The sequence below is a fragment of the Thermoanaerobacter sp. CM-CNRG TB177 genome (assembly GCF_018588165.1).
Lineage (GTDB): Bacteria > Bacillota > Thermoanaerobacteria > Thermoanaerobacterales > Thermoanaerobacteraceae > Thermoanaerobacter > Thermoanaerobacter thermocopriae.
On record NZ_JAFCAC010000060.1, the window covers coordinates 106,065 to 120,555 of the forward strand.

Genomic DNA, 14,491 nt, shown 5'->3' on the forward strand with positions numbered 1-14,491 from the left:
AATAGATGAAAAAGGTGTTGCGGTTTTTATTTTATACCGTTGTAGTAGGATATGCAGTAATTACACTTGGCCCTTTTATATGGTCTATAATAACATCTCTAAAACCCACAAGTGAATTAAATACTTTTGCTGTAAATATAAAACATTTGACTTTAGATAACTATAAAATGATAATCACAAAATTTCCCTTTTTGAGATGGTTTATAAATAGTGCTATAGTTGCAGTTATAGTAACGCTTGGCAATATACTGTTTAATTCTATGGCAGGGTATGCACTTGCAAGAATAAATTTTCCTGGAAGAAATTTATTGTTTATGGTTGTGCTTGCTCTCATGATGGTACCAGGACAGGTAGTGATGGTACCAACTTATATCCTCCTCAGCAAATTGGGCTGGGTAAACACTTACATGGGTCTTACAATTCCATTTTTGACCAGCAATTTTGGAATATTTTTAATGAGGCAATTTTTCTTATCTCTTCCCAAAGAGTTAGAAGAAGCAGCTACAATTGACGGCTTGTCACGATTTGGGATTTTCTTTAAAATAGTTTTGCCTTTGTCTAAACCTGCTCTTGCAACTCAATTCATTTTTATGTTTACTGGCAATTGGAATAGTTTCTTGTGGCCTAGTCTCTTGACGTCTAGTGATGATATGTATACACTGCCGGTAGGACTTAATTCCTTTTACGGCCAATACTATCAATTTTGGAACCAGGTAATGGCAGGAGCTATACTTTTGACGTTACCTACTATATTGATATTCTTAATATTCCAGAGATATTTTGTAAAAGGAATATCTACAACGGGATTAAAATAAGCGTAACGGAGGAGGAATAAAATGGCAAGATATCGTGGAGTAATTTTTGATTTGGATGGTGTTATTACAGATACTGCAAGATACCACTATTTAGCATGGAAAAAGCTTGCTGATGAGTTGGGAATATATTTTGATGAAGTTATCAATGAGAGGCTAAAAGGTGTAAGTCGTTTAGAATCTTTAGAAATAATTTTAGAGAAAAGCGATAAAAAATATTCTCAAGAAGAAAAAGAATATTATGCAAATAAGAAGAATGAGTATTATAAAGAGATGATAAAGAGAATTACGCCTCAAGATTTATTGCCTGGAGTGGAAAGATTCATTGAAGAGCTTAAAAAAAGAGGCATTAAAGCAGCAATTGCTTCTGTTAGCAAAAATGCTTTTACTGTTTTAGAAAATTTAAAAATAAAAGATAAATTTGACTATATAGTAGATGCAAACGAAATAAAGCATGGAAAGCCTGATCCGGAAATATTTTTAAATGCAGCAAAGCATTTAGGAATTCCTCCGGAGAGGTGTATTGGAATAGAAGATTCTGCTGCGGGCATCACTGCAATAAAAAGAGCAGGGATGTATGCAGTAGGAGTAGGCAATCCTGAAACGGTGAAAGAAGCCGACTTAATTTTAAAGGATTTAAGTGAAGCGTATAAAATATTAGAATTGTTAGGGTAAAAAATTCCCCCATTTTGGGGAATAATTTTTTTGTTTTTTTTATATAGTGTATGTATAAAATTTCGGAGGTGCAATATAATAAGCTGACGTTTTGCACAGCTTGCTCCAGTGACATCACAGATTCTTTAGATATTTATTTCATTCTCATTTGAGATTTCGATTAGGGCCACAATTGCAAATAAAAAATATTTTTTGATTACCTAAGGCGTATACGTCACTTGGCTTGCCTTCTATTTCTCTGCGATTTCGTCATAAAAAAGTTATTGCATATTTTTATATTAAAGCATATAATATACTATAATTGCTTTATTCTCAATTGAAATAAAAAAGTTTAAAATTATCCTTTTTTGTTTCACTGGAGATAGTAAATACTACTTAAACATTTTTAGGAGGGAAAATAATGGCAAAAATAAATGGTTTTAAAGGTGATTATACTGGTCTTTCTGATGAAGAAGTAGCAAAATTACAATTAAAATATGGCAAAAACGACCTTGTACCACAAAAGAGAAATACATTACTCAGCAGAATTTTAACTATATTTAAAGAACCAATGATTCTACTACTCTTTGGTACAGCACTCATTTATTTTCTATTAGGTGAATATAGAGATGGCATTATAATGTTGATTTTTGTAATGTTTGTTACGGGCATAAGTTTCTTTCAGGAATGGAAAACAGATAGAACATTAAATCTACTAAAAGATCTAACTTCTCCCAAGGTAAAAGTTATTAGAAATGGCCATTTAACAACTATAGACAGCCGTGAATTAACTGTCGGCGATCTTATGCTTCTTGAGGAAGGCGATAAAGTACCTGCCGATGGGCAAATTATTGAAATGCATGACCTTGGCATGGATGAATCTGCACTTACTGGTGAATCAGAAATATGTTGGAAAAAAGTCGAGATTACACCAGAGGAAAATAACGAATATTGGAAGAAAAATTATTGTTATGCTGGGACAACGGTTATAAGTGGAACAGCTATTGTTAAAGTTACAGCTATAGGGCTTAATACAGAATATGGTAAAATAGGTGTGGATGTTAATTCTGCTCCAGAGTACCCTACGCCTTTAGAAAAGCAAACCAGAAAATTAATTATAATAAGCTTGTATATAAGCATTTGTTTATTTGTAGTAGTATTTTTAGTAACATTTATTCATCAAAAAAATCTCATAGATGGAATACTTTCTGGTATTACTATTACTATGGCTATGATACCTGAAGAATTTCCTGTTGTTTTAACTGTTTTTCTTGCTATGGGGGCGTGGCGCCTTGCAAAAAGGAATTCATTAATAAGAAGAATTCCAGCGATAGAAACCCTTGGAGCTATATCTGTTTTATGCGTGGACAAGACTGGAACCTTGACGAAAAATCAGATGGAAGTCCGTGACACTTACGTTTTTAACGATCATGATGAGAGGGAACTAATAAATTATGCGGTTTTAGCCTGTGAAGAGGAATCATATGATCCCATGGAAAAAGCTATTAAAGAATATGGAGAAAAAAATGGATTGGATGTTAAAAGTATTTATTCAAAAAAACTAATACATGAATATCCTTTTAGTTCAGACTTAAAGATGATGGGACACGTGTGGGAAATTGACGGTAAACTTGTACTTACTGCTAAAGGTTCGCCAGAGTCTATACTTCCGTTATGTCATTTAGATGATAAAGAACTAATTGACATTAAGGACCGCCAATTTAAAATGGCATCAAATGGTTATAGAGTTATAGCTGTGGCAAAAAACGATAATATGAGCATCATACCCACGAACATTACTGAAACTAAGATGGATCTGATTGGATTAATAGGTTTAGCTGATCCTCCAAAGGAAGCTGTCCCTGATGCGATTGACATTTGTAATGAAGCCGGTATAAGGATTGTATTAATTACCGGAGATAATGGCGTTACTGCTCAAGCAATAGCAAAAGAAATTGGTATAAAAAACTATAATAATGTAATTACAGGACAAGAATTGGATAAAATATCGGAGGAAGATCTCAGGAATAGAGTTAAAAAAACCAATATTTTTGCTCGTGTAACTCCAAGGCATAAAATGCGTATAGTTAAAGCACTCAAGGAAAATGGCGAAGTAGTTGCGATGACAGGCGACGGCGTCAACGATGCCCCGGCGTTAAAATATGCCGATATTGGCATTGCTATGGGCAAGAGAGGAACAGGCGTTGCAAAAGATGCTGCGGACATGGTTTTACTTGACGATAATTTCACTACCATTGTTGACACTATAAGAGACGGCCGTAGGATTTATGATAACATAAAAAAAGCATTTGGGTATATAATAGCTATCCATATACCTATAGCATTGACAGCAGTATTAACCCCGCTTTTGCACTTGCCGCTACTTTTGCTTCCAGTACATGTGGTGTTGTTAGAGTTAATTATCGATCCGACTTGTTCAATAGTGTTTGAGCGTCAACCAGCAGAAGATAAAATAATGAAAAGAAGTCCAAGACACCAAAATGAGCCATTAATTTCAGTGAATTTAGGAGTTAAATCTATATTGCAAGGTGTTGCAATTTTTACTGCTACATTTATATCATATTTGTATATGAATAATAATGGCTTTTCCCAAAATATGGGACGTAGTTTTTCCTTGACGGTAATAGTATTGGCAAATCTACTTTTGGTATATATAAACGGGTCGGAGACGGACAATATGTTTAAAGTAATGTTTAAGCAGAAAGACAAGGCAGTTTGGTATGTCAACATAGGGGTATTTTTAGGTTTGCTGGCAATTTTATATATACCTTCTTTGAATGATATTGTAAAGACCACTCCTTTAAATCTATTTAACTTTTTGAAGGCAGCTATTATTGCCTTTTTGTCAACGGCATGGTGGGAATTCGTTAAACTTTATAATAAGAATAAGCTTAGTTTAAAACAGATATAAAACAAACAGACTTTGCCTTTAGTTACATAATGGCAAAGTTTGTTTTTATAAAAACTCTTGCATTTTTAAAAGAATCGTAATATAATATAACTGTAAGCGGTTACAGTAAATTAAGAAAAGGGTGTCAAAATGGCAACAATAGACGATGTAGCAAAATTAGCAGGGGTTTCCATTGCAACTGTTTCGAGAGTTTTTAATAATAGTCCTTTAGTAAGTGAAAAAGCTAGGCAAAAAGTTTTAAAAGCGGCAGAAGAGCTAGGGTACAAACCTAGTATGCCAGCCAGAAGTCTAGCGATGAAGAAGACAAATACTATAGGGCTAATTGTGCCTGATATATCAAACCCTTACTATGCAGAAGTAGTAAGAGGTATTGAAGATGTCTGCAATATTTATAAATACAATATTACTTTGTGCAATGCAGACAATAAAAGAGAAAAAGAATTTCGATAGTGTCAAGATACTGTAGGATATTTTTATAAAGACAACCCCTGAAATTGCTTAAATCAAGGTTTCCATTATTATGTGTTTTTTATATCACTCTTTCATATTTTATTGCTTTTAAAATTCTATATATTGGTGTTACTTTGCCCATGTTTAATACTGTAATATTGTTTATTTGTTCTTTTGTATACGTTTTAGCTCTCTTTACTGCCTCTTTTATTTGCTTCTTTGTTAATTTATAACCTTCATTGTTGTTTTTGCGCTTTTTACGCCATTCTACTTCTCTTAAATTGCCTCCATTTTTCTTAAATACTCTTAATTTCGCCATTAGCTTTAATCCTTCTCTACTCCATCCTAATGGGTTCCTGCTTAACCTGTCTGAAAATACATGGCTTATATGCCCTTCTGCACTGCACCCTATTGCATCCTCATCTTCTTTGTATATTTTTATCCCTTCCCAGTTGTTTAATATGTATTTCTTTACTTCCCTTATTTTCTTCTTCTCTTGCTCTGTTTGTGCTATTTTTGATAGTTCATTAAATGCTTCTTTTAATTCTTTTTCATTCCCTTCATTTATTGCTCTCCATATCCTATCTCTATATCTTGGCTCTTTCGATGTTGCCATGAGTATGTATTTGTTTAAATGATACCTGTCTAATACAAATCTTGATTGTGGTATCCACTCTATCCCTTCTTTTATCCATCTTGCTCCATCACCTGCTATGTATATCTTCTCTATTTTTTCTTCTTTGTAATTGTCATTTATGTAATTTGCTACGTCTATCCATATGTCTTCTGGCTTTTGTCCTACATATGCTTTGTAATGGACATTCTTTAGCTCAGACCTACCGTTCTTTGTCTCTTTGCCTTCATGTATGTATACAAGTCGTGGCATTTCTTTTCCCCCGTCTTGTAAGGATACGTGGTCTTCATCTGCTTCTATGTATAATACTTTTATTTCTTTCTTTTCTTCTACTTCTTTTTTTATTTCTACTTCTCCTATCTCTCTTATTGCATTTAATACTGTCTGTCTACTTAATTCTACTGGGCTTGCTTCTTTACTGCTTTTTTCATAGGATTCTTCTGTCGCTTTTTCTACTATCTTTACTTTTACTCCTTCTTCTATCCTCTCATGCCTACCTATCCCTAATGCGTCATCTGTTAAGTAGGTGTATCTCCCATCTTCTTTTGATTTGTAATATGTCCTTTTATATTTTATTTCTCCTACTGTCGTTATTAAAGTCTTTTCATCTTCCCTTTCTACTACCCATTTCTCTTTCCTTCTCTTGTCTTCTTTTATTATCTTATCTAATTCTTCTATAATTGCTACCATTGTTTCTATACCTAATTTGTCTACCATTTCTCTAACTTTTAATGAAAGTTCTCTTATATCCATCCCTTCTTCTAATAACTTTTTAAAAATTTCTATCACATTATTGATGTAATTACATGCATTTTGTAGTATAATATCTTCAAACTTAATTTTCTTCACAAGAGACACCCCTTTCATGTTTTTTTGGTTTTCCACAATCTATTTTATCACACGGGTTGTCTCTTGTTTTTTATCATCTAAAAATCCTACGATAATTTTACACTATGAGAATTTCAATATATAGAAATGCTAAAAAATCGGTGGGTTGACGGAATAATATTTCACTGTGACTATTTTTCAAAAGAGCATTATGAAATCTTTGAAAATGGCAATATAAAAGTAGTACTTGCAGGAAGAACAACAAAGTTTGATGTGCCATATGTAGGAATTGATAATTTTAAGGCGGCTTATGATGCAGTGAAATATTTGATATCATTAGGTCACAAAAAGATTGGAATTATTCATGGTCCTTTGGACGAGATGAAGGAAACCATAGATAGTGTGGATAGGTTAAGGGGATATAAACAAGCTCTTATTGACAATGGATTACCAATTTATGATAAATTTATTAAAGAAGCAAATTTTAAGTATAAAGGTGGATATAATGCGGCGATGGAAATGTTAAAAGGCGAGATGAGACCTACTGCTATATTTGCAATAAGTGATATTATGGCAATGGGAGCAATAAATGCGGTGTTTGACAGTGGGCTTTCATGTCCTGAAGATGTATCAGTAATGGGATTTGATAATATTGACTTGGCAGAAGCGACAAGGCCTTCTCTTACTACTGTATCACAGCCTATGTACGAAATAGGGGCTGTTGCAGCGAGAATGCTTATAAAAATGTTAAATGGGGAAAATATTGATGAGTATCAGACAATTTTAGAGCACAAAATTGTAGTAAGAAATTCTTGTAAATTTCCAAAAGAATAATCTTTGTTTTATTTTTTAAATTGTAAGCGCTTACAGTTTTAACATGAAAAGCGAAGCGCAGTGAAGATTTTAAGCTTAAGAAAGGGGAATATGGTATGTCTTATGTAAACTTTGTAAAGAAATACAAACTTGAAATTGCCATGATTTTACCATTACTATTGTATATTCTTGGATTTACAGTATACCCTATTATTCAAACTATTACTTTAAGTTTTCAAGACCAGTATACTAAAGCATTCACATTGGCAAATTACAAAGAGATTATAGGGAAAACAGAATTTAAACAGGCTTTTTTCAATACCATAGCTCTTACGTTTATAAGCTTAACTTTGGAGATGACTGCGGGCCTTGTTATTGCACTTATTTTAAAGAGAAATTTTAGAGGAAAAGGACTTTTGAGGTCTTTGATGTTGGTGCCAATGGGAGTACCTACTCTTGTGTCGGGTGTTGCAATGACTTATATTTTCGGATTAAATGGCTATTTTAATGCTTTTTTGCAAAAACTTCGCATTATTGAACTTCCTGTGGATTGGGCGAGCGGTGGTTTTAAGACATTACTTATGGTTTCTGTAGCGGATATGTGGAAAGTTACTCCGATGGTCATACTTTTGCTTTTGGCTGGTCTTGAAAGTATACCAGATGAAGTTTATGAAGCTTCTAACATTGATGGGGCAACTACATGGCAGACTTTTAGGTATGTGACATTGCCACTTCTAAAGCCCTCTATAACGATGGCCTTGATTTTAAGGGCGATAGACGCTTTTAGAATATTTGAACTTGTACTTGTTCTTGCAGGCCGTGCTACTCCTGTTATTTCTACCTTTGCGTATGATGAGTATAATAATTATGCAAATGCCTATACATCTGCGGCAGCATCTACAATATTGCTCCTAATAATAGCAGTATTTATAGTGAGCTACTTAAAAATAGCTGGTACTAAGGAGGAAAGATGATGAGAAAAATAGATATTAGCGAAAAGATTTCAAATACAGCTTATATTCCAATAGCTATAATAGCGGCAATATTGATGGTTATACCAGTATATATACTTTTTATGACTTCCTTTGCAGTGCCAAGTGATATATTGAAGCCTCATCCAGATTTTTTCATCACTCGTTTTACTTTGGACCATTGGAAAAACGTATTTACTTCAGGGAATATATGGCCTCCTTTTAAAAAGAGTTTTGTAGTGGCAACAATGACTACTATCATTGCAATTATAATAGCTGCTCCAGCGGCTTATGTTATAGCGAGGATGCCATCGAAAATAAAATATGCAGTAGTATTATCACTGTTTTTTACAAGAATGTTTCCTGATGTAGGTATTGCTCTTCCGATAGCGGTACAATTCATAAAATTAAATTTGATGGATACTTATTTAGGATTAGTTATGGCACACCTCATTGTAAATTTACCTTTTGCAGCATGGATATTGGTTGGAACTTTTGAGACAATACCAAAGGACTTAGAGGAAGCTGCACTGGTAGATGGAACAAGTAAATTGACGGCATTGATGAGGATTATAATGCCGATTGCACTTCCTGGTATAGCTGTTACTGCTATATTTGTGTGGCTAAATTCATGGAATGAATTTACTTATGCTCTTTACTTGACTATTTCAGATAGGACTTTACCTCTTCAAACCTACTATTACGTCCAAAGAGGAGGAATTTTTGATTCTGCCACATATGCGGCAGTACTCACTATTCCAGTAATGCTTGTGACATTCTTCTTGCAAAAATACATGAAAAGTGGATATCTTGCAGGGGCTGTAAAAGGTTAGTATATACGTATCCGAGTTTTTCGGATACTGTATATATAAAAATTAAATTTTAAGGAGGTTTTATTAAGCTATGAAGAAGTTTTACACTAAGTTAATAGCAGTTTTAATCATTATCTCGCTTCTAGGTACTGTTATTGCAGGCTGTGGCAGCAAGACCCAATCAGAAGCGAGGAAAAAAGTTTTGAAAGTTTCAATGGGACTTGGAGAAGCAGAATGGAAAGTGATGAAAGAAGATATTTTCCCACCATTTGAGCAAAAGTATGGTGTAAAAATTGAACCTCTTCAAATCGAAGCAGGAGACCTTATTAAAAAATTAGATGCTATGCACAAAGCAAATGCGATGGATATAGACATTATCACACAAGATAACATGCAACTTGCTCCACTTGTTGCAAAAGGGCTTGTGGAAGATTTGTCTCAGTATAGAGACATGATACCAAAGGAAGTAATACCAAGTCTTGTGCCAGTAGGAGAGTTTGATGGAAAGTTGTACTTTATGCCGTATAGACCAAATGTAGAAATAGCTTTCTACAACGAAGATAAATTCAAAGAATACGGTTTAAAACTACCTACAAATTGGGATGAGCTTTTACAGGTTGCAAAGACTTTTAAAGAAAAAGAGGGCATAGGTAGAGTCATAATTAAAGAAAATTTAGGGCCTGACAGCACAGTCCACATGTTTGACCTTATAAGGTCTGCTGGTGGTGACCCAACAGTATTGAATGATGAGGGTTCAATAAAAGCATTTACTTTCTTGAAAGAAATACAGCCATATCTCTCTCCTGCTCAAAGAAAGCTGACTGGAATACACCTGTAGAATATCTTGCAAAAGAGAGCGTATATTTGGTTCAAAATTGGCCGTACACTGCAAACGTTCTTGTAGAGCAGTATGGAAAAAAGAACATTTTGGCATATCACGGATGGACAGGTCCGGTTAAAGAGTCCCACGTTTTGGGAGGAGAAGTTATAGGAATACCAGCTGGTGCACCTAATAAAGAGATGGCTATAAAGTTTATGGAATACCTTATGAGTAAAGAAGTTCAAGAGAAACTTGTCACTAAATTAGGATGGCCATCCATGAGAAGTGATGCTTATGGAAAGGTTGAAGAATGGCAAAAACCATATTTTGAAGCTATAAATGAGGCATTAAAACATGCAGAACCAAGGCCAAACCTTGTATACTGGGCTGATGTAGACAAGGCTATAAATGGAGCACTAAGAGAGATAATCTTTGAAAATAAACCTATTAAACCTACTCTTGATAAGTATCACAACATGATAGAAGAAGCTAAAAAAGCTGCAGAAAGCAAGTAAATGTTTAAATTGATTTTGGTCGGAAACGACTTTGTTTCCGACCAAAATTTTGAATTAAACTAAGAGTGGAGGATGGATATGGCCAACAAAACGAAGAAACCAATTTACCCTTTTGAAGATTGGGTTATAAGAGAGACGCAGTTTAGCATAGACACTAACTACAGAAATGAAACTATTTTTGCTTTAGCAAATGGATATATTGGAATGAGAGGAACTTTTGAAGAAGGATATTCAGGGCCTAAAAATACTTCTTTTAATGGGACGTATATCAATGGGTTTTATGAAATACACGATATAACATACCCTGAAGGGGGATATGGTTTTGCAAAAATAGGGCAGACGATGTTAAATGTGGCTGATAGTAAAATAATAAAATTGTATGTAGATGGGGAAGAGTTTGATTTGTTACAAGGGAAAATCCTCTTTTATGAGAGAGTGCTTGACATGAAGAAGGGGTTTGTAGAAAGAAAAGTAAAATGGGAATCCCCCACAGGAAAAGTTTTAGAGGTAAGAATAAAGAGAATTGTATCACTTACTAGGCAACATTTAGCGGCAATTTCTTTTACTGCAGAACCTGTAAATTTTAGCGGAAAAATTAGATTTGTTTCTGCTATTGACGGAAATATTTCAAATATAAGTGAGAGTGAAGATGTAAGAGTAGGGTCAAATTTAAAAGGAAAGGTTTTAAAGACTATAGATAAAAGTGTAGAGGGTTTAAAAGGGTGGATTGTTCAAAAGACACAAAAGAGCAATTTCTCCTATGCTTGCGCGATAGACAATGTATTAGTGGGAGATAGCAAATATGAAGTCTCAAATAGTTTAGAAGAAGATGGAGTAAAAGTAATTGTAGATCTAGAGGCTGAAAAAGGCACCTCATACACTTTGAATAAATTTATTTCCTATTACACTTCAAAGGATTTTGATGAAAATAAATTGGTTGCTCTTGCTTTAGAAGAAATAGAAAAAGCCAAAAATGACGGCTTTGAAACGATAGAAAAAGAGCAGGAAGAATTTTTGAATTCTTTTTGGAAAGATGCTGATGTAATCATAGAAGGAGATAAAGCTCTGCAGCAAGGCATACGCTTTAATGAATTTCATCTACTTCAATCTGTCGGAAGAGATGGAAAGACAAATATTGCAGCAAAAGGGCTGACTGGAGAAGGTTATGAAGGCCATTATTTTTGGGATTCTGATATCTATATAATGCCTTTCTTTCTTTATACAAAGCCTGAAATTGCAAAAGCTTTGGTAATGTACAGGTATAATCTTTTGGATGCAGCAAGATCCAGGGCAAAGGAATTAGGTCACAAAGGAGCTTTGTATCCTTGGAGAACGATAGATGGTCCTGAATGTTCTGCTTACTTTCCAGCTGGTACGGCACAGTATCACATAAATGCTGATATAGTTTATGCTTTGAAAAGATATGTAGAAGCGACGAATGACGTGGATTTTCTTTATGACTACGGTTGTGAAATATTATTTGAAACTGCAAGATTTTGGGAAGATTTAGGAGCGTATATACCTCTTAAGGGCAATAAATTCTGCATAAACTGTGTCACTGGTCCGGATGAGTATACGGCATTAGTTGACAATAACGCTTATACCAATTATATGGCGAAAATGAATTTGGAATATGCCTATGACATTGCAAACAAAATGAAAAAAGAAGTGCCTCAAAAATATCAAAAAGTCGCTTCTAAACTAAATCTAAAGGATGAAGAAATTGCTGCGTGGAAAAAAGCTGCTGACAATATGTACCTTCCTTATTCAAAAGAACTTGATATTATACCACAGGATGACAGCTTTTTGTATAAAGAAAGGATAACAGTGGATGAAATACCACAAGATCAATTTCCACTTTTGTTGCACTGGCATTACCTAAATATTTACAGATATCAAATATGTAAACAGCCTGATGTGTTGCTTTTGATGTTTTTACAGAGAGAAAAATTTACTAAAGATGAACTTAAAAAGAATTACGATTATTATGAACCTATTACCACTCACGACTCCTCCTTGTCGCCAGCTATATTTAGCATACTAGCCAATGAAATAGGATATACTGACAAAGCTTATAAATACTTTATGATGACTGCAAGAATGGATTTGGACGACTACAATGACAATGTTAAGGACGGAATTCATGCTGCTTCTATGGCGGGAACATGGAGCGCAGTTGTGAATGGTTTTGGTGGAATGAGGGTTTATACAAATGAACTGCATTTTGAGCCGAGATTGCCAAAAGAATGGAATTTGCTCTCTTTTAATGTGAGATACAAAGGTAGAAAAATAAATGTCAAATTAACCAAAGAAAGTGTTGTGTTTGCACTATTAGAAGGAGAGCCTATAGAAATCTACTGCTTTGACGAAAAAATTTTACTTGAAAAAGGAGAAAATAAAGTAGAAAGTCGCAAAAATTAAAGAAGTATGGAGCCAATCGGCACCATACTTCTTTAATTTTTATATATCGTTATTTGAAAGGGTGAGTGAACCGCCGCCCGTACTTAAATCAAAGTAATAATTTCCACTGCCTCTATATGAATATACTTTGATATAATAGGTTCCCGTTTGTGTCGGAATATATGTTATTGTTTCCTGCCTTTGTGTTCCAGTTGAACTTTTAACAAGAGTACCAGTTGGGTCATAGAGGTATATATCGAAATCAGGGTTATAGTTTGCCCAATCAGGTATTATGAAAGTTATTGCAATAGGATATGATGTGTCTGTCACGTTAAATGTCCAAATGTCACTGTAACGAGACCCAGGGAGTGAATCTTTAGCATAATAGTGGTTTGGCACAGATATATTAGTTCCTGTGAAATTTCCAGCTGTTTTAATTGCTTCATATGCATCCAATCTTCCTACACCATAGTCAATGTTTTTGCTTGGAGGACCCCAACTTTTTGCAGTAGTCATTATTATATTTTTTACATCAAGTGGTGCAAGGCTTATATTTGCATTGAGCATAAGGGCTACTGTACCTGCTACAAAAGGTGTTGCCATGCTTGTGCCACTGTATGTCACATAACCATTTATAGAGTTTGCTTTTGCGGCAGTTATATTGTATCCGGGTGCTGCAATGTCAGGTTTTATCCTTCCGTCAGCTGTGGGACCACGGCTGGAGAAGCTTGCAAGGTTGAATCCAAGTTCTCCTACATCCGCCATTGCTGCAACGGTTATGGCTTTTTCTGCTGCACCAGGTGATCCTATGGTGTACCTTGCAGGGCCTGAATTTCCAGCTGCAACTACTACTACAATTCCGCTATCTACGGCGCTGTTTACTGCTAATGAGGTAGAGTCAGTTCCATCAGAACTTGTAGAAGTTCCGAGGCTTAAATTTATGACTTTAATTCCATATACGTCTTTGTTTTGAACAGCCCAGTCAATCCCTGCAGTTACAGTGCTCATACTTCCGCTTCCATTTGAATCGAGTACTTTTATTCCTACCAAAGCTGCACCAGGAGCAACACCTGTATAAAGGCTGTTCCCTGTCCCAGTGCCTGCCGCAATGCTTGCTACATGAGTTCCATGTCCATTATCATCGTAAGGGGTAGTTTTACCGTTTACAAAATCTTGCCATCCTATTATTTTGCCACCAGCAAGGTCAACATGGGATCCATCAATACCTGTATCAATAACTGCTATTACTATATCATTCTTGGAGTAAGAGGAAGGATTACCATCTTTGTCTCCAGTTACGCCAAAGTCACTTCTCGCTTTTGTAACGCCAAACCATTTTGTTGCAGTATCTAATGTCGCATATACAGGCTCGTCATACTCAATTTGCTTTACTATATCTAATTTTGACAAAGCGTTTATTTGTCCTTTAGTTAAAGTAGCAGCAACTCCTGGAATAATTTTGTATTTATGCTTTATATTAAACTTTCCAATGGATTTAGAAATATTTAATAGTTCGTTATCATCTATGTTTTTGTTGAAGGTTATTATGACAGGGAATTCCGCACTGTCAGGCTTATCAGTAAGCTTTGCTTCCAAGTTATCAAAGATTTTGTTTTTATTAGAATCTTGCATCAAAACTTTTTGAATTTGAGGCGAGTAATTTTTTGTTGGAGAGTCGCCAGATAAGTTTGTTAAGTTGGGCTGAGCTTGGACTAATACTCCACTTAGCGACATTAAAGCTACAATTAACACAAAAGCCAGTAAAGCTTTTAATGTTTGTCGGCTCTTCATTTTTTCTTACCTCCTTAAAAATTTAATATTTTTTAAAATTTAAGTCAGCCCTTCTAGTC

8 protein-coding genes and 3 pseudogenes are annotated in these 14,491 nt (G+C 34.7%); 9 read left to right on the plus strand and 2 right to left on the minus strand.

What is annotated here, in order from left to right:
• Positions 1-5 precede the first annotated feature (5 nt).
• From I4N53_RS07005 to I4N53_RS07020, 4 genes and pseudogenes are all read left to right on the plus strand, one after another.
• Positions 6-815: a carbohydrate ABC transporter permease gene (locus I4N53_RS07005; protein ID WP_012269469.1), complete on the plus strand. Its 810-nt coding sequence runs from the start codon at positions 6-8 to the stop codon at positions 813-815.
• 21 nt (positions 816-836) lie between these two features.
• Positions 837-1,487, plus strand: a complete 651-nt coding sequence (gene pgmB, locus I4N53_RS07010) for a beta-phosphoglucomutase (RefSeq protein WP_214495924.1) — start codon at positions 837-839, stop codon at positions 1,485-1,487.
• Positions 1,488-1,887: 400 nt separating this feature from the next.
• Entirely contained in the window at positions 1,888-4,398 is a 2,511-nt protein-coding gene (locus I4N53_RS07015; protein WP_028991532.1) for a cation-translocating P-type ATPase, read from the plus strand.
• 129 nt (positions 4,399-4,527) lie between these two features.
• Positions 4,528-4,845, plus strand: a pseudogene (locus I4N53_RS07020) (LacI family DNA-binding transcriptional regulator); the annotation flags it as partial.
• An 82-nt stretch (positions 4,846-4,927) separates the two neighbouring features.
• On the opposite strand, the gene I4N53_RS07025 reads toward I4N53_RS07020, so the two are convergent.
• Complete coding sequence (locus tag I4N53_RS07025) at positions 4,928-6,349, minus strand: ISLre2-like element ISTet1 family transposase (protein WP_003868886.1); 1,422 nt, start codon at positions 6,347-6,349, stop codon at positions 4,928-4,930.
• Positions 6,350-6,439: 90 nt separating this feature from the next.
• Between I4N53_RS07025 and I4N53_RS07030 the strand changes: the two are divergent.
• The 5 genes and pseudogenes from I4N53_RS07030 to I4N53_RS07050 form a co-directional block, all read left to right on the plus strand.
• Positions 6,440-7,144: pseudogene (locus I4N53_RS07030) on the plus strand (substrate-binding domain-containing protein); the annotation flags it as partial.
• Between the two features lie 95 nt (positions 7,145-7,239).
• Positions 7,240-8,097: a carbohydrate ABC transporter permease gene (locus tag I4N53_RS07035; RefSeq protein WP_214495925.1), complete on the plus strand. Its 858-nt coding sequence runs from the start codon at positions 7,240-7,242 to the stop codon at positions 8,095-8,097.
• Complete coding sequence (locus I4N53_RS07040; protein WP_003866989.1) at positions 8,097-8,927, plus strand: carbohydrate ABC transporter permease; 831 nt, start codon at positions 8,097-8,099, stop codon at positions 8,925-8,927. The genes I4N53_RS07035 and I4N53_RS07040 overlap by 1 nt, the downstream gene beginning before the upstream one ends.
• A gap of 70 nt (positions 8,928-8,997) precedes the next feature.
• Positions 8,998-10,241, plus strand: a pseudogene (locus I4N53_RS12665) (ABC transporter substrate-binding protein).
• Between the two features lie 78 nt (positions 10,242-10,319).
• Positions 10,320-12,662, plus strand: a complete 2,343-nt coding sequence (locus tag I4N53_RS07050; protein ID WP_214495926.1) for a glycoside hydrolase family 65 protein — start codon at positions 10,320-10,322, stop codon at positions 12,660-12,662.
• Between the two features lie 39 nt (positions 12,663-12,701).
• Here I4N53_RS07050 and I4N53_RS07055 read toward each other — a convergent pair whose 3' ends face one another.
• Positions 12,702-14,432, minus strand: coding sequence for a S8 family serine peptidase (locus I4N53_RS07055; RefSeq protein WP_004397100.1), 1,731 nt, complete (start codon positions 14,430-14,432; stop codon positions 12,702-12,704).
• Positions 14,433-14,491: the final 59 nt, after the last annotated feature.